The following is a 19,143-nucleotide window of genomic DNA, read 5'->3' as shown; positions in this document are numbered from 1 at the left end:
CTTTCATTCCGGCATGCTCTACATCGCACTTTACTTCTTTTCATTTGTCATGGTGGCCGTGGTCTCTCGCGTTTTCGACAACGCCGGGACTCGGAAACTATTTCAATGGGTGCTTTGTTTCTGCCTGCTTTTCGGCTTTTTTGGCTTCCGTGACATCACAGTCCTCAATGACACGCCCCACTATTACGGCTTTTATTATAGCAAAACGCTTTACACAAGCTATCTGAATGCGTCCGTTTTCAGCTTCAGACTGGCCGACCAATTCGAGTATGGCTTTCAGGTTTTGGTGCATTTCCTCATCAAATACGTTTCCAAAGACCCCTATACCATCATTCTGTTCTCCTCGTTTGTCATCACGATAGGCAACCTTTGGTTCATTCAAAAGAAAGCGGAAGACGTGGCAATGGTGTGCTTTTTCATGCTGATAGGCAATGTTTTCTTCATGCACTACTGCATCATTCGGCAGACATTTGCCATTCTTATCTTCTATATTGCCTACATCAAGTATTTAGAAAAAGGCCGAACAATGGGCTTTTGTGGCCTGATTTTCCTTGCTTCTTTGTTCCATTCGTCGGCACTTGTGTTGTTGTTGCTGCCCGTATTCAAGCGAATCAAGGCCACAAAACGCAGCACATTACTTGTTTTGGGAACTGCTTTCATCGTGTCATTATGTATATTCAAGCTGCTCTCCGCATTCGGATTGCATGACAATCCCTATTATAAATATGCCATACAAAAGGAGTCACTCTCGATAATCGGCCTCGTTGAGGGGGCCATGATGTTCCTTATCGTCTTCCTATCTTATTTCCTTCAAAAGCGAAACCGGGAAGTTCCGATTGACAGAAACGTTTATGCCGTGCAACTGCTTGCCTTATGTGTGAGCATAATCCTGCCCGTTTTCTATGCCTTTGCACGCATCAATGACTATCTCTGGCCCATTATTTTGATTACGTTCCTGCGTTATGCGTATCCCGGACTCATTGAAAGAGGTTCGCCGATAAGCCACAGAAACAGGCTCGTCAGACAGGTTTCGGGATTGGTAATGACCCTTGTCTTCGTCTCAAAACTCGTCATTGTCAACACTTATCGCCCCGAATGGCTGCACGTAGTGCCCTATAAGACCTACGATTTCAGTAGCCGTTACCACTATTATCACCTTTATCCACAGGAATAACGTGAGAAAAATCATCGCAACCCTACGCACTTCAGACATTGCCCGCCGCATCATGGGTGGCGCATTCTGGTCGTTTACCGGCACAGCAGCAGGTAAATTGTGTGTGTTGATTGCCGGAATTGCATGCGCAAGGATACTGGGTAAGGAGTTATTCGGGCAGTTCGGAATGATTCGTTCCACGATAAATATCTTCATCGTATTGGGCGCTTCAGGCATCGGAGTGACTGCAACAAAGTTCATATCCCAGCTCCGTCAGACCGAAACCTCGCGTGTTCTTGCCATCAGCAGACAGACCTATCGCTTCGCTATTGCAACGGGATTGGTGATTGCAACAGGCTGTTTTGTGTTCGCAAAGCAGATAGCTTCTTACGGACTTCACGAGGAATCGCTCACCGGAGAGATAGAAATAGCGAGCCTATTGCTGTTCTTTTCCATTCTCTATGGTGTACAGAACGGCATCTTGTCGGGTATGGAAGCTTTCAAGACCATAGCAAAGAACACGCTGATCGGAAGTATTCTCGAGTCTGTCTTTATGATTGTCGGTGCACTTCTTTGGGGCTTGGACGGTGCAATCTTAGGTTTCGGGATAGGTGTCATCGGCCTGTATGTTGCCAATAAGATAGCCATTCGGCAGCTGTTTTCCAGTTATGAAAATAGCCAAAACACCAAAGTAGCGTCTCAAACCGACTATAGGTTGCTCTTGAATTACAGTATTCCGGCCACCCTTTCAGCACTGACGGTGACGCCGGCCTTTTGGTGTATCCGGACGATTCTCGTCAAACAGAACGGTTATGACAGTCTTGCGCTGTTTGAAGCTGCCGACCAATGGAAGGTCATGATGCTTTTTATTCCGACCGCCATCAGCCAGATTGTACTGCCAATCCTATCAAGTACGTTGGGAGACAGCCGGAAATTCCGTCGCATTCTTTATGCAAATATCTTGATTATAACGGCCGTTTCGCTCGTCATAGTGGCTGTGGTTCTGCTGTTCGGAGAGCCGATTATGCATCTTTACGGCAGGGGATTTACAGACAAGATGCCGTTGTTTTACCTCGCTGTTTCAACTTTATTCTCGGCCTATTCCAATATCATTGAAATGTCAGTTTACAGTAAAGACAAGATGTGGTCATGTTTTTTCCTGAACTTGTTATGGGCCATCGTCATGATAGGTTCGGCCTCGTGGCTGGTTGATAAAGGGCTTTCGGCGACGGGAATCGCCTTGGCTGTCTTGATTGCCTACATTGTAAAGTCCGTTTGTTTAACCATTTATCTGACTTATCTTGTTAAAAATGATTGATTTTTCTGTAGTCATACCAACCTATAAACACCCTGAATTGGCACGGAAAGCCATTGCTTCTGTGCTGAAACAACAAGGCGTGACGGTGCAAATCATCATTTCTGACGATTCCGACAATGATGGAATTGCGTCATTATGCAGCTCTTTCTCTCGGACAAACCTCTTGTACCGGCACCATGAAAAGCGTGGCAATGCGGTTGGGAATTGGAACTATGGGCTTGGATTTGCCGAGGGAAAGTACATCATTTTGATGCACCATGACGAATATTTTGAAAGCAATAACCATTTGGAACGGCTGAAAAAGGAATTCGATGCAGGGGCTGACGTGGTGATAAGCAATGTCAAAGTAAGGCTAAACGGGAAAGAAAAAAGACGCTTTTTCCCTGAAATCGTAAAATCATTCATGCTACGTTGCCCATCGACCCTCTTTGCCTTCAATGCCATTGGCCCGTGTGCTTGTGTTGCTTTTGCCCGCGGAGCCGTACCGAGATTCAACGAACGGTTGTCATGGTTGGTTGATGTAGAGTGGTATTTTAGATGTCTTTCACATCAGGAACCAGCTTATTTGAATGACTTATACATTGTATCACAACACGGACATCAAGGTCAGATAACGCAAGAAATCAACATTTTGCAGGCATTAAAGGAAGATAAGAAAACCGTTTGCGAGCTGTCTTATTGCACAGCGGCTATCAAAGCAGCCTTGTTTCTCAATCAAACCATACAGTCACTGAAATGTTTCAGATATGAAAATCGTTAAAATCATAGGCGGACTTGGCAATCAAATGTTTCAGTATGCACTGGCTATTGCATTGCAAGAAAGGTGGAAAGACGAGGAAATCAAGCTCGACTTGCATGGCTTCAACGGCTATCACAAGCATCAAGGCTACCAACTTGACATGCTGTTCGGGCATCGGTTTGAGGCCGCAACGCTAACCGATGTGGCACAATTGGCGTGGCCTTATCCACATTATCAGCTGTGGCGCGTGGGCAGCCGACTGTTACCTAAGCGTCGGTCGATGTTGTGTGAGCCATCAAAAGGACTTCTTCCGTCAGACGTTTTGAAGCAAAAGGGTAGTCTGTATTACGATGGTTACTGGCAAGACGAACGCTATTTCAAGGCTATTCGCCCGCAAATCATGGCCGCATTCAAGTTTCCCGACTTTACAGATAGGCGCAATTTAGAGACCGAAAAGCGGCTGAAAGCGAGCGAAGCGGTCTCCATTCACGTCAGAAGAGGAGATTATTTGGACGATATTTTGTTTCAAGGAACCTGTGACATTGCCTACTATCAGCGAGCCATTGCCCGACTCTGTCAACTCAAAACGCCGGTGTTTTGCATCTTCTCCAACGATATGGCTTGGTGTAAAGTGCATATTGAACCGCTACTCCACGGAAAAGAAATCCTTTATGCTGATTGGAACCGCGGTAAAGAGAGCTATCGCGACCTGCAACTCATGACCCTTTGCAGGCATCACATCATTGCCAACTCCTCCTTTTCTTGGTGGGGTGCATGGCTTAGCAAGGCTGATGACGGCATTACTATAGCCCCCCAGCATTGGTATGCCCATGATGCGAAACCCTCACCTGCGGCAGAACGTTGGATAAAGGTTTAGTCTTCGCAAGTTTGAATAATACAAGAAAAAGGTGTAACTTTGCAGCATCGTTTTTCAACACATGGAGTTTTCCGTCCTTATATCTATCTATCAGCGCGAGAAACCGCAGTATTTGAAACAGGCACTCGACAGTCTGTATGCGCAGATTGTGCCTCCCTCGGAGGTCGTCATCGTTGAAGACGGTCCGCTGACCGACGGACTTCATGCCGTTATCAATGCCTTTTCAACGCAGCACCCTACGAAAATCGTCAGGCTACCCCATAATCAAGGACTCGGAAAGGCTTTGCGCGAAGGGTTGAAGCACTGCCGGTTTCCCATCGTGGCACGCATGGACAGCGATGATATTTGCATGCCCCGGCGGTTTGAAAAACAGCTTTCCATCATGGAAAATACGAAAGTCGATATCGTTGGAAGCTGGATAGACGAGTTCTCGGGCTCAAAAAGACACGTCGTCTCTACGCGGAAAGTGCCCGAGTTTCAGGCCGAAATACTTCGCTTTGCCCGCCATCGAAACCCCATGAATCACCCAACGGTGATGTTTCGTAAGCAAGTTATAGAGGCCATTGGTAGCTATCAAGACCTAAAACTCTTTGAAGATTACGACTTATGGGTACGTGCCTTACAGGCCGGAGCCACCTTTTATAATCTACAAGAGAGTCTTCTTTGGTTCCGACTCAGCCCGGAAGCCTTTCAGAGAAGGGGTGGATTAAACTACATCAAAAAAGAGATTAGATTTCAAAGAAGGCTCCATCGATACGGTTTTATCGGTCTGTGGAATATGCTTCAAAATATCTTTATACGCTCCATTATCAGACTTTTACCCAATAAAATACGTAAATATATCTATATTTTTAGCATACACAGATAACAAAACACACAAAATTACGTTAAGATATTTAGAAAGTAATTGACAAAATGCTCACAACAATCATTAGAAACAGTTATAGCTTAGAAGGAGTGAATGAAATCGAACCCATGATAAAACGCCTCATAGATTTCATGATTGCCGCAATATGTCTTGTCATCTTCTCACCCTTGCTCCTCTATTGCTATCTTGCTATCAAGAAAGAAGACGGTGGTCCAGTCCTATTCAAGCAGGAACGCATTGGTCGTTTCGGCCGTCCTTTCTACATTTATAAGTTCAGAAGTATGACCATCGACGCTGAAACAAACGGTCCGGAACTGTCTGATCAAACGCATGATAAGCGATTGACCAAGGTAGGAAAGTTCCTTCGGGGCCATCATCTCGACGAGCTTCCCCAGCTATGGAATGTTTTTAAGGGCGATATGGCATTCGTCGGGCCGCGGCCGGAGCGCAGTTTCTACATCGAAAAGATTATGAAAAAGAATCCGCGCTACAGCGATTTGTATCAAATTAGACCCGGAGTGACCAGCTATGCTACCCTCTATAACGGCTATACCGACACGATGGAGAAGATGCTTACACGGCTGCAAATGGACTTATACTATCTTGAAAACCGCAGTTGGTGGCTGGATTTGCGCATTCTTGGGCTAACTTTCCTCCGTATTGTCTTTGGTAAAAAGTTCTGAATATGGACTTTTGATCATTGAACATTGCTGTTTGAACTTTATGACTTGCTGACCGGTAGCTATTAAATGAAGTGGAGAGCTATCGTAGGCCTTAAAGAATGCTCGGTGGGGTTGTGTTCTTTATTTAAAAAGGTGGGCTTGTATATTTTTCGAAGCGTAAACTAAATGAGACAGCTCACGCCGTTCTGTGCAGGAAGGACACAAGACCTATAGCCTTGGAAACCAAATATTTGCATTCAAGATGAAGCGTTTTGTTGGTTAAAAAAATAAATTTTTGCCTTATATATTAGGTATATTCATTAATTATCTGTAATTTTGCGTTCCGAAAATTGCGGAAATAACATAATTATATAAACAAAAACATCGAAATGAACATTTCATTTGAAAACCCTGACAAGGTGAATGGCCTGTTGACCATCACCGTTGAAGAGGCTGATTACGCGGCAACTGTCGAGAAGACATTGAAAGACTATCGCAAGAAAGCCAACTATCCGGGCTTCCGTCCGGGCATGGTTCCAATGGGACTTGTCAAGAAACAGTATGGCTCGGCAGCCAAAATGGATGCCATCAATAAGCTCATTGGTGAACAGCTTTCCAAGTATATACAAGATAACAAGATACAGATGTTGGGCGAACCGCTGCCTTCTGAAAAGCAGGAAGCACAGGATTTGGAGAAACCGGCACCTTATACGTTTGCCTTTGACATTGCTATTGCACCGGAATTCAAGATAGAACTCAACGGACATAACAAGATTGACTATTATAACATTACCATTGACGACGCACTCATCGACCGGCAAGTGGATATGTTTGCATCGCGCATGGGAAGCTATGAAAAGGCCGAAAGCTACGAAGACAACGATATGTTGAAAGGTGACTTGCGAGAACTCGATGAGAAAGGCAACACCAAAGAGGGCGGAATTACGGTGGAAGGAGCTTCCATCTTGCCGAACTATATCAAGAACAAGACGCAGAAAGCACGCTTCAAAGGTGCGAAGCAGGGCGATGTCCTAACCATCAATCCAAGCAAAGCCTACGAGAGTGAGGCCGAGATTGCATCACTTTTGAAAGTAGAACGTGACCGTGTGAAGGACATCAAGGGCGACTTCAGCTATCAAATCACCGATATTCAACGTTATAAGAAGCACGCCATAGACCAAGAACTCTTCGACCAGACTTTCGGAAAGGATGTCGTTAAAGATGAAAAAGCATTCCGTGAGAAGATTGCAGAGGGTCTGAAGAAGCAATTGGAGGTTGATGCCGACTATAAGTTTATCCTTGATGTGCGTGCTTATTGCGAGAAGAAAGTGGGTAAACTCACGTTCCCCGATGCGCTGTTGAAGCGTATCATGCTCAATAACAATAAGGACAGGGGAGCCGATTTCGTAGAAAAGAACTACGAGCAGAGCATCAAAGAGCTCACTTGGCACTTGATCAAAGAGCAGTTGGTTGCTGCTAACGACATCAAAGTTGACGATGCCGACGTGCTGAATGCGGCCAAAGAGAGTGCCCGTACCCAGTTCGCACAGTATGGAATGAATAATGTTCCCGACGAATATGTAGAGAACTATGCAAAGGAAATGCTCAAGAAACGCGAGAATGTAGATGGTCTTGTAAACCGTGCTGTCGACATCAAACTGACTGCAGCCTTGAAGAAAGCTGTCAAGCTGAATGAGAAGGAAATCAGTCTCGATGACTTCAACAAGATGATGTCGGCGTAATCGTTTTTTGAAAAAAAACTTCTTTTATCAAGAGGTTATCGACTTTTTTTATTATCTTTGTCTATGTGAAGACAGCCGATGCAGGTTTAACATTGGCATTTTCTTTGCAAGAGGGATACTAAAAAGGTGGATAACCTCTCTTTTTATCTTCAAACAAAAAGATTTTTATATGAATGATTTTAGGAAATATGCTACGAAGCATTTGGGAGTGAACGGCATGGTGCTTGATGATGTCATTAAGTCGCAAGCACAGTACCTGAACCCTTATATCTTGGAAGAGCGACAGTTGAATGTCACACAGATGGATGTGTTCTCACGACTGATGATGGATCGCATCATCTTCTTGGGAACCGAGATCGACGACTACACGGCCAATACATTGCAGGCACAGCTGCTTTATCTTGATTCGGTAGACAGCGGAAAAGATATTTCAATCTATATCAACTCTCCCGGCGGTAGCGTTACGGCAGGCTTGGGCATCTATGATACGATGCAATTCATCAGCAGTGACGTAGCAACAATATGCACCGGAATGGCTGCTTCCATGGCTGCTGTGTTGCTTGTTTCAGGACAAGAGGGCAAACGATCGGCCTTGACGCACAGTCGGGTGATGATACATCAGCCGCTCGGAGGGGTGCAGGGGCAGGCCTCGGACATTGAGATTGAAGCCAAGGAAATACAGAAATTCAAGAAAGAACTCTACACAATCATCTCCAAACATTCGCATACTCCGTTTGAAAAAGTATGGCAAGACAGCGACCGAAACTATTGGATGACGGCCGAAGAAGCCAAGGAATATGGTATGATTGACGAGGTTTTGGTACGCAAAAAATAAGCCATGACAAAGAAAGTATGCAGTTTTTGCGGACGAAATGAGAAAGAAGCCGGTCCGCTGATTACCGGAGTCAACGGCTATATCTGTATGGATTGTGCCAAGCAGGCCTACGAAATCGTGCGCAGTGCAGGCTTTGCAGATGACGAAAAAGAGGCAAAGGCCCAACCTTTCGAGTTGAAGAAAGTACCAAAGCCCAAGGAAATCAAGCAATATCTTGATGAATATATCATCGGACAAGATGAAGCCAAGCGTTTCCTTTCGGTTGCGGTATACAACCATTACAAGCGTTTGCAACAGCCGAACGATGATAATGGCGTGGAAATAGAAAAGAGCAACATCATCATGGTAGGCAGTACGGGAACGGGAAAAACGCTCCTTGCCCGCACGATAGCCAAGCTTTTAGACGTTCCTTTCACGATTGTCGATGCCACAGTCTTCACGGAAGCCGGCTATGTCGGGGAGGATGTGGAGAGCATTTTGAGCCGTTTGCTTCAAGTAGCCGACTACAATGTGGCTGCAGCCGAGCGAGGAATTGTCTTCATTGACGAGATAGACAAGATTGCAAGAAAGAGCGATAACCCCTCGATCACGCGTGATGTAAGTGGTGAAGGCGTACAACAGGGATTGCTGAAACTGCTGGAAGGCACGATGGTCAACGTGCCGCCAAAGGGCGGACGCAAGCATCCCGATCAGGATTATATCCACGTCAACACGAAGAATATCCTCTTTATCTGCGGCGGAGCCTTTGATGGTATCGAGCGAAAGATAGCACAACGCATGAATACCCATGTCGTTGGCTACAACTCGGTGCAGAATGTTGCAAAGATAGACAAGAATGATTTGATGAAATATGTACAGCCCATGGACTTGAAGTCGTTTGGATTGATACCCGAAATCATCGGTCGTCTGCCTGTATTGACCTATCTAAACCCACTCGACCGTGAGGCTTTGAGGCGGATACTCGTAGAACCGAAGAATTCTATCATCAAACAGTATGAAAAGCTTTTCGAAATGGACGGTATCAGTCTTTCGTTTGAGGAAGAAGCACTGGACTTCATTGTCGATAAAGCCGTGGAATACAAACTCGGAGCCCGTGGCTTGCGCTCTATTGTGGAGTCGATCATGATGGATGCCATGTTTGAAGTGCCTTCTAAGCGCACGAAAACATTTGTCGTTACGCTTGACTATGCCAAAGCACAACTCGACAAATCCTATTTACAAAAGCTCGACCCCACGGCATAGTCTCTCCATATTCGGGCGGAAGGAAAGGAACTTGCGCCTGAATACCCCAATGAAAAACAACGCTGCCCCACACAAAGGGCAGAACAGAAGACTTCTTATCGTATGGCAAAGGACGTTAATCTTACCCGGCAACTGAAACACTATTTCGGCTTTGACAAGTTCAAAGGTGATCAGGAAGCGATTATCCAAAACCTGATGAGTGGCCACGACACATTCGTACTGATGCCCACCGGCGGCGGAAAGAGCCTGTGTTATCAGCTACCTTCACTGCTCATGGAGGGCACGGCTATTGTCATTTCGCCGCTCATTGCGTTGATGAAGAACCAAGTTGACGTCATCAACGGGCTGAGTGAAGAAACCGGAGTGGCCCATTACCTGAACTCGTCGCTCAATAAGGCTGCCGTTCAACAGGTAATGGACGACATAAGAAGCGGACGTACCAAGTTGCTGTACGTTGCTCCCGAATCGCTCAACAAAGAAGAGAGCATTGATTTCCTGAAATCGGTCAAGATATCGTTTTATGCCATTGATGAAGCACATTGCATATCTGAATGGGGACACGATTTCCGACCCGAATATCGCAATATACGCCCCACCATCAACAAGATTGGCGATGCGCCCGTCATCGCCTTGACGGCAACGGCCACCGACAAAGTGCGTTCCGACATCAAGAAGAGCCTTGCCATCATCGATGCCAAGGAGTTCAAAAGCTCGTTCAACCGTCCTAACCTTTATTATGAGGTGCGTCAGAAATCGGACGAGGTGGACAAGCAAATCATCAAGTTCATTCGCCAACACGAAGGAAAGAGCGGCATCATCTATTGCTTGTCACGCAAGAAAGTGGAAGAGCTTTCCGAGGTGTTGAAAGCCAACGAAATAAAAGCGGCCCCCTATCATGCAGGACTTGACAGTGCCACGCGCTCGCAGACCCAAGACGACTTTCTCATGGAGCGTATCGATGTTATCGTTGCAACGATAGCCTTCGGAATGGGTATTGACAAGCCCGACGTGCGCTTCGTCATTCATTATGACATTCCAAAGAGCCTTGAAGGCTACTATCAGGAGACCGGACGGGCCGGACGCGACGGCGGGGAAGGCCTCTGCATCGCCTTTTATGCGCAGAAAGACTTGAAGAAACTCGAGAAATTCATGGAGGGGAAACCCGTCGCCGAACAGGATATCGGCCGCCAATTGCTGCAAGAAACGGCCGCCTACGCAACCTCTTCCGTCTGCCGGCGCAAGATGTTGCTGCATTATTTCGGCGAGGAATACACACAGGACAACTGCCACAACTGCGACAACTGCCTGCACCCGAAAGAAAAAATCGAGGCAGGGAAGGCCTTGCTCATCGTTTTGAAGTCCGTACTCGCCGTCAAAGAGAACTTCCGACAGGAGTATGTCATCGATTTCATCAAGGGTCGCGGCACAGATGATATCCTATCGCATAAGCACGACCAGCTGGAAGATTTCGGCTCGGGCGAAGATGAAGATCCGAAGCTCTGGAACCCGGTCGTGCGTCAAGCGCTGATAGCCGGCTATCTGAAGAAAGATGTCGAGAACTACGGCCTTCTGAAAGTGACTGCCACGGGCAAACGGTTCATCAAGCATCCAACCGCTTTCATGATAGTCCGCGACAACGAGTTCAAAGACGACGAAGACGAAGTCGTAAACGAGGCCGTGGGCACCGTGCTCGACCCCGAACTGTTTGCCATGTTGAAGCGGCTGCGCAAGGACATGGCCGAGAAGCTCCACGTTCCGGGCTATGTCATCTTCCAAGACCCGTCGCTGGAGCAGATGGCCACCATGTATCCCGTGACGACGGAGGAGCTGCAACAAATACAAGGCGTGGGCTCAGGAAAGGCAAAAAGATATGGCAAGGAGTTCCTCGAACTGATCAAGCGTCATTGCAAGGACAACGACATCGAACGACCCGAAGAGCTGAGGGTGCGCACCGTGGCCAAGAAGAGCATCATCAAAGTGAAAATCATTCAGAGCATCGACCGACAACTCGCACTGGACGATATCGCCGAGTCGCTCGGTCTGTCGTTCGACGAACTGCTTGACGAGGTCGAGGCCATCGTCTACAGCGGAACAAAACTCAACATCAATTATTTCATCGAAGACGTCATGGACGACGACCATGTAGACGACATCTACGACTATTTCAGGGAAAGCGAAACCGACAGCCTCAATGCCGCCATCAAAGAATTAGGCGATGACTACAGCGACGAAGAAATCCGCTTAGTAAGGATTAAGTTCCTCTCTGAAATGGCGAATTAGCAGCCAAGTAACTTTTCATTTCTTCTTCCTCGTCTTGCCTTTTGGCATACGTCAAAACCCTATGCAAACCAGCAATCCAAGCGCCCGAAAAAGCTTCTGATTGTAAATTATTTTCAATTCCCTTCTTTCTCTTTTCGGCCTCGAAAAAGGGTTAAAAAATCGACTCTGTAACTTATTGATAATCAAGCTATTAGGAGAGCAAAAATTCCCTTATAAGAGAATTTAAATTCGCTTATAAGACAATTTAAATTCTCTTATAAGGGAATTTTGATTTTCTTATAGGAAAATTCAAAAAGAGTGCGTAGCAAATTCAAAAAGACTACAGAATTGTAAAGTTTTTTTGCCATCCCTAACCCCTCCCCCCTCCCCGAAGGCCCACCCATAACCTCTCCCGAGGGAGGGGAGGAAACCTCACCCCCCGGCCCCCTCTCCGAAGGGGAAGCCTCCCCCAGCCCCTCCAAAGGGAGGGGAGAAAGCCTCTCCCCCAAACCCCTCCCCGAAGAGGGAGGGGAGTAAAATGCAAATAGACCTTGCGAACACTTTAGTTCACAAGGTCTATTCAATTCATAATGACATTATCTATCATTGCCCGCAAGCTCGGTCTCCCCTCCTTCGGAGGGGCTGGGGGAGGCTTTCTGGGAGAGGCTCCCGGGTGTGTATTGAAACGGGGAGGGCACACTGACAAGCGAGTTAATCATAAGGTGAATTTTGATTTTGATTAAATACAGGTAAGTCGTGCGCCCTCCCCAAGGAGGCTTCCCGCTGGGAGCCTCCCCCAACCCCCGGAAACCTCCCCCAACCCCTCCGAAGGAGGGGAGTGCAAACTAATTCCTCGCAAGCTCGGTCTCCCCTCCCTTCGGGAGGGGGCGGGGGTAGGTGTCTGGAGAGGGGTTGGGGGTGGGCTGTTAGTTGTTAGTCTCTTAGTTCCCGGGCTTCTCGTCTGCCGCATTCACGATATCCTCCTGCGGTGCGAAGTTGAGGAGGGTTGGCGTGAGCGTGTCGCGCATCGTGGTGCTCTTGGTGAACTGCACGTTCGCCCGCTTGATGAGCTGTGCGCCCTTCTTCTTCGCTTCGGCTGCCGTGGCCACGCCTTCGGACTTGATGGTGAGGCGGAACGAGCCAAGGTCGCCCAAGCGCACTGTGTTGCCACTCTCCAGCGCGTCGATTACCTCGGTCTGCAGGGCATCGAGCACGGCCTTCACGTCGGCGCTCGACACCGTTGACCGCTTCTCAATGCGCTTCACGATTTGTGGCAGCGTCACCGGCGTGCTCGGCGCAATCTGCGGGTAAAACTTCTTCTTTTCGTCCTTCTTCTGCGGATTCTTCTTTGCTTGAATGATGTATTTAATCATAGCTCTAAAAAATTAAATGGTTATAAAATAATTGATTAATATCAGGCTCCACACATGACGGAAGCCTGTTTGGGGTTGGATACTTATTCGAACATTCTCATTGCATATCCCTGCTGTCGGTCTTGATAGCCACAGTTGATAAACTTAGAACTACCATTGATTGTGATAGCTAATACATATGCACGATAATTATCATAAGGCCATGAACTCGACGACCAATAATAAGCACGTTCTCCCATTTCGCGCATCGTTCCCGCTATATATTTACCAAATAAAGGCAAGAAGAAATAATCTGTAGTATTAGGTACTGGGGCTGTACTCAGCTGAACATGGGCTGGCCAACGACCAGTGTCTATTTGCCTTCGCCAATCTATGGGGTTATGCTTTGGATAGCCGTTCTCCATTTGTTCTTTAGTGATTCCCTCGTCGGCCATGATCTTTGCCTTTTTCTTCAGCCATACTCCACGATATTGGATAGCGGAGATTAAATGATTATTGCTAATAATAAACGGATAGCCCATTGACTCAAAATGCGGATCGCCATGATATGCATACCACATCATCTCGTTTGCATTGGGAAGTTTTCGGAAGAGTTCGCTTTGTGCATCGTAACGAACAGGGACTGTCATAGTGCCCGTACCACCGTCATTGAACCACCGTTCGGGGTCATCTGTCTTATTCTTAGGCCAGTTCGGTCCCCCATAGTTGTTTGAGAAAGGCTGATCTAATTCATGCCCCCACCAATAATCTTTCCGGGCATCCCACATGTAGTACTTTCCCATTTCATACTCTGGAGCAAAGTTGACAGTAATGTCATATATCTTTCCTTTCTCAAGAGTTTGGGCCATGAAGGTTTTTCTGATGTTTCTAGTGACATTAGTGATAGGGTCTTTGAGGCAGTATTCAATCTCTAAATCGTAGGTACCGGGGCGGATAACCACATAGGCAGCATTAGCATCATGCCGTGTCTCGGTATAGAGAGGAGTGTTGGCCCATACAAATATCTCTTTACCAAAAACAGGAGAACTTTTACGCGTGAGATTCTCACCATCAAAATGGAAAGGGCCTGTTATAGACCCAGCAGGACTTGCATCGTTTTTGTTGTCTGCTTTGATAATGAAATTTACCAAATTTATATTGGAAACAAGCCCTGCATGACTACAACGGGGAAGGAAACACAGATAGGCTGCTTTGTGTGCTATAGTGAAGCTGAACATGCTGGTACCTACGTTGTGTGCTACGCCCGACCCACAATCACCATTCTTGCCTGCAAGCCTAAAGTCATTACGACCTGCATGCACAGTATTATTAATAAAAACGGTATTGGCATTTTCATTCCCCCCGTTTGTCGTATTCGTATAACGCACCTCGCAACCATCATTATAGTCTGACATACTGCCGGGTAGGGTGAATGCTGCTTTTCTTCCTTCATTGTACAATACCGTGGCAGTGCTCTTCCTCCAGTTGCCATTACGGTCTTTTACCCAAATAAAATCATCGCTTGTCCAAATGAAATCGGCGCCTTGGCCGGGTGTATGCTTGATATTGGTACGTGTCTTTGCATCAACAATCTCATCATCACCATATATACACTGATGTTTGGCGGCAAGTCTCGGGACTTCGGTTGAAAAGATTACTCCACCTTTTTGGACCTCATCTTTCTTATCTATATCCTGTGTTACATTTTCATTATTACAAGCTACTAACATTCCTACTACTGTGATTAGTAGACATGTTCTTATCGAAATCTTTATTTTCATATCTTTTGTCTTTTGGTTATTTTATTCTTCCCACACCGAGTAACTGCTTCCCTCTCTTGAAAGGGGGTAGGAGATTTCCTCTTCCTCGTCTTCCCATTCCTCTATCCTTCGCTTTGCATTACCTAATGTGCCGCCTTGTTCGACATGCTCATGCTGACCACTCATTGCATGTAAGAGGTAATTTTTCTCCATCGGTATAACTGTGCACCGTGGGGTAATGTAATGTAGTCTTTCTTTCTGTTCTCTGTTCATAATCTCTCATTTATAGGGTGAATATTCTTTTGTTTTGCTTTCCTTTTCTCGTTACGTGCATGGCGCATGTAGGGACGCACGGCTCGTGCGTCCGCTCCAATGGCCCGCTAACTGCCGACTCATCAACTCGTCCACTTGCTTACTCGTCAACCGAATTGGGCGGATGCACGAGCCGTACGTCCCTACATTTTGCGACGTTATTTCGTTCATTTTTTGCTCATGAAAGGACATGAAAAAGCGAACAAAGGGAACTCTCTTAAGCCCTTTGTTTATTGGGGTTGCGCGCTCCTCGCGCGCGCGTACGCGAAGACGTTTAAACGCTAGATGCGCCTGTGTGTGTGTGTGTGTGTGTGTGTGTGTGTGTGTTAGCAAATTATTTGGATTAACCAAATAATAAGCGTTAAAAGATGCAGAGAAATCAAAGTTTCTTTGCACCGGCTTCACACCTTTATATATATGATTACTTTCTGTCATCGCGTGCAAAGGTAAGGCAAAATTTCGGAACAGACAAACTTTTCCTCAACTTTTGAGCATTGACCATTGACCTTTGACCTTTGACCTTTGAGCATTGAACTTTATGATTAGCTCGCTATTAGCTCGCAAGCTCGCACTCCCTCCCTTTGGGAGGGCCGGGGTGGGTGTTAGGAGGCTCCCCTTCTCTTCACAACTTTCCCTGCTCTCCCAGATAACTGTCTTTAAAACCGAGGAAATAAAGCACACCGTCGAGACCGATGGTGCTGATGGCCTGTTGGGCTGTTGCCTTCACACGTGGCTTGGCATGGAATGCAATGCCCAGTCCGGCCTCGGAAATCATTGGCAGGTCATTGGCGCCGTCGCCCACGGCTATGGTCTGCGCAAGGTTCACCTGCTCCACCTGCGCGATGAGCTTCAGAAGCTCGGCCTTGCGCCTGCCGTCTACGATTTCTCCCACGTAGCGACCCGTGAGTTTGTTGTCGTCATCGATTTCCAGTTCGTTGGCATATACATAGTCTATGCCGTAGCGATGGCGAAGGTATTCGCCGAAGTAAGTAAAACCACCGCTGAGAATGGCTATCTTATAGCCGCAACGCTTCAAGACCGACATCAATCGGTCGGCACCCTCGGTGATGGGCATGTGCTCGGCGATATCTTGCATGACGCCGGCATCGAGGCCTTTGAGCAGAGCCACGCGTTGGGTGAAGCTTTCCTTGAAGTCAATCTCGCCGCGCATGGCCCGTTCAGTAATGGCCTTCACCTGTTCGCCGACGCCTGCGCGCGCGGCCAGCTCATCGATACATTCAGTCTGAATGAGCGTAGAGTCCATATCGAAGCAAATCAGGCGGCGCATGCGGCGGTACATATCGTCGCGCTGGAAGGAGAAGTCTATCTCTTGTTCCGAAGCCAAGTGCATGAGTTGCGCCTGCATCTGCTCGCGGTTGTTGGGCGTTCCGCGCAGCGAGAATTCGATGCACGCCCGCACGTTGCGCTCGGGGTTCTTGATGCTCATTCGACCCGTCAGGCGCAGGATAGAATCGATGTTCAATCCCTGCCCGGCGATAATCTTCGTGGCGGCGGCGATTTGCTTGGCGGAGAGCGTGCGCCCGATGACGGTCAGAATGAAGCGGTTTTTGCCCTGCCGGTTCACCCAAGCCTCGTATTCCTCATCGGAGACGGGCAGGAAACCGATGTTCACATTCAGCTCTTCGGCCTTGAAGAGCAGTTCTTTCATCACTTGCCCCGAGTGCATGTCGCCAATACGGATAAGGATACCGAGCGACAGTGTACTGTGGATATCTGCCTGCCCGATGTCGAGGATATGCGCATTGTGCCGCGCAAGGATTTCCATGATTGAGGCCGTCAGGCCCGGTCGGTCTTGTCCCGTGATGCGAATGAGTATCTGTTCTTCCTTTTCTTCTGTTGTTTCCATTTCGATATATGATGTTCGTTAACTACCATGTGATTTCTCCCGACCCATAACAACGATGATGCCGTTCGTCGTAGACTACGCAGAATTGGCCCGGAGCAACGCCATGCACCTTGCTGTCGGCATGGATCATATAGGTGTTGTCGCCCGTCTGTTCGATTGCAGCCGGCAGATATTCGGGCGTGTGGCGTATTTTGAACGTGACGCGGAGGGGAAGTTCCGGCTGTGCGACGCCATCGGGACAATACGTCGTGGCATGGAAGTCGTGCACATTGAACGTCTGCTTGTAGGCCGTCGCCGGGTCGTAGCCGTGGCTGACGTAAAGGATATTCTGTGCCACATCCTTCTTCACGACAAACCACGGACCGCCACCGAAGCCCAAGCCCTTGCGCTGCCCGATGGTGTGGAACCATAGCCCCTTATGCGTGCCTATCTTCTTGCCCGTTTCCAGTTCGATGACATCTCCCACCTGCTCGCCAAGATAGCGGCGCACGTATTCGTTGTAGTCGATGTTGCCCAAGAAGCAGATGCCCTGACTGTCGCGTCGCTTGGCATTGATGAGGTGCTCGCGTTCGGCAATCTCGCGCACCTCGTTCTTCTCGAAATGTCCGATGGGGAAGAGGGCCTTCCGCAGTTGCCAACCCTCGATCTGTGCCAAGAAATCCGTCTGGTCTTTCACGGGGTCGGGACTCGTTGTGAGCCATTTCCGCCCGTTAATCCATTCCGTTTGCGCATAGTGCCCCGTGGCGATGAGGTCGTAACCGTGGCCCATCTTCTCATCGAAGGCACCGAACTTGATGAGCCGGTTGCACATCACATCAGGGTTAGGCGTGTAGCCGGCTTTCACCTTCTCCATCGTGTAGCGAGTCACCTGCCCCCAATATTCCTTGTGGCAATCAACCACGTCCAACTTACAGCCGAAGCGAGCCGTCATGGCCGTAGCCATCTCCAAGTCTTCCTCGCTCGTACAGTCCCACTCCTCTTTTTCCTCGGGCCCTATCTTGATGTAGAAGCAGTCGGGGCGCAGGCCGTGGATCACCATCTCATAGAGCACCACGCTACTGTCGACGCCGCCCGAGAGCAGCAAGGCCGTTCGCCTATTCTTTATTTCGTCGTAATCTATCATAGACTTTATTTACCATTCAAGCGTTTGCGCCCCACCTTCATGCGGTCGAAGCCCAAGCCGTAGACGCCCGACACGGCACTCTGACTCACGAAGGCATAGGGGTCGACATCGTCGATGATGCGGAAGATATTATGGCTTTCGTTCTGCTTGGCAATCACGAACAGCATACCCACCTTCCGCCCCGTGTAGAAGCCGTGGGCATCAATCACCGTGCACCCGCGGTCGGCCTCGTCGTTGATGAGCCGCCCTATCTCCTGATACTTCTCCGAAATGACGAAGAACTGCACCGACCGCCTGAAGCCATTGATGACATGGTCTATCGTGTAGGTCATCACAAACAACACGATATAGCCGTAGATGACTTTCTCCCAACTGCCCGTGACAAGATAGCCCGACGTAATGACGCAAAGGTCGCAGGCAAGGATAATGTGCCCCAAAGAGATGTCGCGGTACTTGTGCACGATGGCCGCAATGACGTCCGAACCGCCCGTGCTCCCGTTGCGCAGCAGGCTGAACCCCGTTCCCAGTCCCAACAGCAGGCCGCCCACCACGCAGGCAAGGAACGGCTCGTCGCCGAACATCACCTTCGCGCCCACCACGTGCTGCCACAGCGTAGTGAACAGCGTGAAGAAGCCCACGGCATAGATGGTCTTCATGCAGAACCTGAGCCCCATGATGCGCAAGGCAACGGCCAACAGCAGCGCATTCACCGCCAAATAAGTGTATTGAACAGGAAGCCCTGTGCCCCAGAAAACCACCGACGAGATGCCCGGAAGCCCACCTATCGTAATCTTATGGGGCAGCAAGAACGCCACCCAACCCAGACTCCCTATCATCATCGCCAACGCTATGATGAGGTAATCATAGAGCCCGCGCACAAGTCTTTTGTCGTTCCTTCTCATACATGCATCGTTATTGCTTGCAAAATTACAAAATAAAAGCCCAACTCATGCAAGTCAGACTGTAAAAGTGGCGGAAAAGGAAGCGTAATCCGCCCCACACGCCTTATAGGTCTGTCCCGCTTCCGCACCTTA

Annotated in this window: 17 protein-coding genes; 10 read left to right on the top strand and 7 right to left on the bottom strand. The window is 48.1% G+C overall.

Annotated features, from left to right (window positions below):
* Positions 1–13: 13 nt before the first annotated feature.
* From HMPREF9944_RS06315 to recQ, 10 genes are all read left to right on the top strand, one after another.
* Positions 14–1,174, top strand: coding sequence for an EpsG family protein (locus tag HMPREF9944_RS06315; RefSeq protein WP_008565259.1), 1,161 nt, complete (start codon positions 14–16; stop codon positions 1,172–1,174).
* A 1-nt stretch (position 1,175) separates the two neighbouring features.
* Entirely contained in the window at positions 1,176–2,471 is a 1,296-nt protein-coding gene (locus HMPREF9944_RS06310) for an oligosaccharide flippase family protein (protein ID WP_244861128.1), read from the top strand.
* Entirely contained in the window at positions 2,464–3,231 is a 768-nt protein-coding gene (locus HMPREF9944_RS06305) for a glycosyltransferase family 2 protein (protein WP_008565256.1), read from the top strand. The genes HMPREF9944_RS06310 and HMPREF9944_RS06305 overlap by 8 nt, the downstream gene beginning before the upstream one ends.
* The gene (locus HMPREF9944_RS06300; RefSeq protein WP_008565255.1) at positions 3,218–4,087 is read left to right on the top strand and encodes an alpha-1,2-fucosyltransferase; all 870 of its coding nucleotides are present in this window, start codon (positions 3,218–3,220) and stop codon (positions 4,085–4,087) included. Before HMPREF9944_RS06305 ends, HMPREF9944_RS06300 begins: the two co-directional genes overlap by 14 nt.
* 61 nt (positions 4,088–4,148) lie before the next feature.
* Entirely contained in the window at positions 4,149–4,955 is an 807-nt protein-coding gene (locus tag HMPREF9944_RS06295; protein ID WP_008565254.1) for a glycosyltransferase, read from the top strand.
* 47 nt (positions 4,956–5,002) lie between these two features.
* Positions 5,003–5,638, top strand: a complete 636-nt coding sequence (locus tag HMPREF9944_RS06290; protein WP_008565253.1) for a sugar transferase — start codon at positions 5,003–5,005, stop codon at positions 5,636–5,638.
* 368 nt (positions 5,639–6,006) lie between these two features.
* The gene (gene tig / locus HMPREF9944_RS06285) at positions 6,007–7,359 is read left to right on the top strand and encodes a trigger factor (protein ID WP_008565252.1); all 1,353 of its coding nucleotides are present in this window, start codon (positions 6,007–6,009) and stop codon (positions 7,357–7,359) included.
* 169 nt (positions 7,360–7,528) lie between these two features.
* Positions 7,529–8,194, top strand: a complete 666-nt coding sequence (gene clpP / locus HMPREF9944_RS06280) for an ATP-dependent Clp endopeptidase proteolytic subunit ClpP (RefSeq protein WP_008565250.1) — start codon at positions 7,529–7,531, stop codon at positions 8,192–8,194.
* Between the two features lie 3 nt (positions 8,195–8,197).
* The gene (clpX, locus tag HMPREF9944_RS06275; RefSeq protein WP_008565248.1) at positions 8,198–9,436 is read left to right on the top strand and encodes an ATP-dependent Clp protease ATP-binding subunit ClpX; all 1,239 of its coding nucleotides are present in this window, start codon (positions 8,198–8,200) and stop codon (positions 9,434–9,436) included.
* Positions 9,437–9,538: 102 nt separating this feature from the next.
* Positions 9,539–11,716 carry a DNA helicase RecQ gene (recQ, locus tag HMPREF9944_RS06270; RefSeq protein ID WP_008565247.1) on the top strand — a complete coding sequence of 726 codons (2,178 nt, stop codon included), beginning with the start codon at positions 9,539–9,541 and terminating at the stop codon, positions 11,714–11,716.
* Between the two features lie 920 nt (positions 11,717–12,636).
* On the opposite strand, the gene HMPREF9944_RS06260 is transcribed toward recQ, so the two are convergent.
* The 7 genes from HMPREF9944_RS06260 to HMPREF9944_RS06235 all read right to left on the bottom strand — a co-directional run bounded on the left by HMPREF9944_RS06260 (position 12,637) and on the right by HMPREF9944_RS06235 (position 19,011).
* Positions 12,637–13,068 (bottom strand): HU family DNA-binding protein, encoded by a 432-nt coding sequence (locus HMPREF9944_RS06260; protein ID WP_008565245.1) that lies wholly within the window; start codon positions 13,066–13,068, stop codon positions 12,637–12,639.
* Between the two features lie 83 nt (positions 13,069–13,151).
* Positions 13,152–14,777: a hypothetical protein gene (locus HMPREF9944_RS06255; RefSeq protein ID WP_052300153.1), complete on the bottom strand. Its 1,626-nt coding sequence runs from the start codon at positions 14,775–14,777 to the stop codon at positions 13,152–13,154.
* 72 nt (positions 14,778–14,849) lie between these two features.
* Positions 14,850–15,080, bottom strand: a complete 231-nt coding sequence (locus HMPREF9944_RS06250; protein ID WP_008565243.1) for a hypothetical protein — start codon at positions 15,078–15,080, stop codon at positions 14,850–14,852.
* 51 nt (positions 15,081–15,131) lie between these two features.
* Positions 15,132–15,290 (bottom strand): hypothetical protein, encoded by a 159-nt coding sequence (locus tag HMPREF9944_RS12970; RefSeq protein WP_155814626.1) that lies wholly within the window; start codon positions 15,288–15,290, stop codon positions 15,132–15,134.
* Positions 15,291–15,741: 451 nt separating this feature from the next.
* The gene (gene serB / locus HMPREF9944_RS06245; RefSeq protein WP_008565241.1) at positions 15,742–16,986 is read right to left on the bottom strand and encodes a phosphoserine phosphatase SerB; all 1,245 of its coding nucleotides are present in this window, start codon (positions 16,984–16,986) and stop codon (positions 15,742–15,744) included.
* A 22-nt stretch (positions 16,987–17,008) separates the two neighbouring features.
* Complete coding sequence (mnmA, locus tag HMPREF9944_RS06240) at positions 17,009–18,109, bottom strand: tRNA 2-thiouridine(34) synthase MnmA (RefSeq protein ID WP_008565240.1); 1,101 nt, start codon at positions 18,107–18,109, stop codon at positions 17,009–17,011.
* A gap of 5 nt (positions 18,110–18,114) precedes the next feature.
* On the bottom strand, positions 18,115–19,011 hold the full coding sequence (locus tag HMPREF9944_RS06235) for a YitT family protein (protein ID WP_008565239.1): 897 nt from the start codon (positions 19,009–19,011) through the stop codon (positions 18,115–18,117).
* Between the last annotated feature and the right edge of the window lie 132 nt (positions 19,012–19,143).

Origin of the sequence: Segatella maculosa OT 289, from assembly GCF_000243015.1 — a bacterium.
Classification (GTDB): domain Bacteria; phylum Bacteroidota; class Bacteroidia; order Bacteroidales; family Bacteroidaceae; genus Prevotella; species Prevotella maculosa.
This window is presented reverse-complemented; position numbering and strand designations above follow the sequence as displayed.

Coding starts and splice junctions, on each gene's coding strand:
- HMPREF9944_RS06315 (WP_008565259.1), top strand. CDS start 14: ATGCTCTACATCGCACTTTACTTCTTTTCATTTGTCATGGTGGCCGTG.
- HMPREF9944_RS06305 (WP_008565256.1), top strand. CDS start 2,464: ATGATTGATTTTTCTGTAGTCATACCAACCTATAAACACCCTGAATTG.
- HMPREF9944_RS06300 (WP_008565255.1), top strand. CDS start 3,218: ATGAAAATCGTTAAAATCATAGGCGGACTTGGCAATCAAATGTTTCAG.
- HMPREF9944_RS06295 (WP_008565254.1), top strand. CDS start 4,149: ATGGAGTTTTCCGTCCTTATATCTATCTATCAGCGCGAGAAACCGCAG.
- HMPREF9944_RS06290 (WP_008565253.1), top strand. CDS start 5,003: ATGCTCACAACAATCATTAGAAACAGTTATAGCTTAGAAGGAGTGAAT.
- tig (WP_008565252.1), top strand. CDS start 6,007: ATGAACATTTCATTTGAAAACCCTGACAAGGTGAATGGCCTGTTGACC.
- clpP (WP_008565250.1), top strand. CDS start 7,529: ATGAATGATTTTAGGAAATATGCTACGAAGCATTTGGGAGTGAACGGC.
- clpX (WP_008565248.1), top strand. CDS start 8,198: ATGACAAAGAAAGTATGCAGTTTTTGCGGACGAAATGAGAAAGAAGCC.
- recQ (WP_008565247.1), top strand. CDS start 9,539: ATGGCAAAGGACGTTAATCTTACCCGGCAACTGAAACACTATTTCGGC.
- HMPREF9944_RS06260 (WP_008565245.1), bottom strand. CDS start 13,068: ATGATTAAATACATCATTCAAGCAAAGAAGAATCCGCAGAAGAAGGAC.
- HMPREF9944_RS06255 (WP_052300153.1), bottom strand. CDS start 14,777: ATGTTAGTAGCTTGTAATAATGAAAATGTAACACAGGATATAGATAAG.
- HMPREF9944_RS06250 (WP_008565243.1), bottom strand. CDS start 15,080: ATGAACAGAGAACAGAAAGAAAGACTACATTACATTACCCCACGGTGC.
- HMPREF9944_RS12970 (WP_155814626.1), bottom strand. CDS start 15,290: ATGAACGAAATAACGTCGCAAAATGTAGGGACGTACGGCTCGTGCATC.
- serB (WP_008565241.1), bottom strand. CDS start 16,986: ATGGAAACAACAGAAGAAAAGGAAGAACAGATACTCATTCGCATCACG.
- mnmA (WP_008565240.1), bottom strand. CDS start 18,109: ATGATAGATTACGACGAAATAAAGAATAGGCGAACGGCCTTGCTGCTC.
- HMPREF9944_RS06235 (WP_008565239.1), bottom strand. CDS start 19,011: ATGAGAAGGAACGACAAAAGACTTGTGCGCGGGCTCTATGATTACCTC.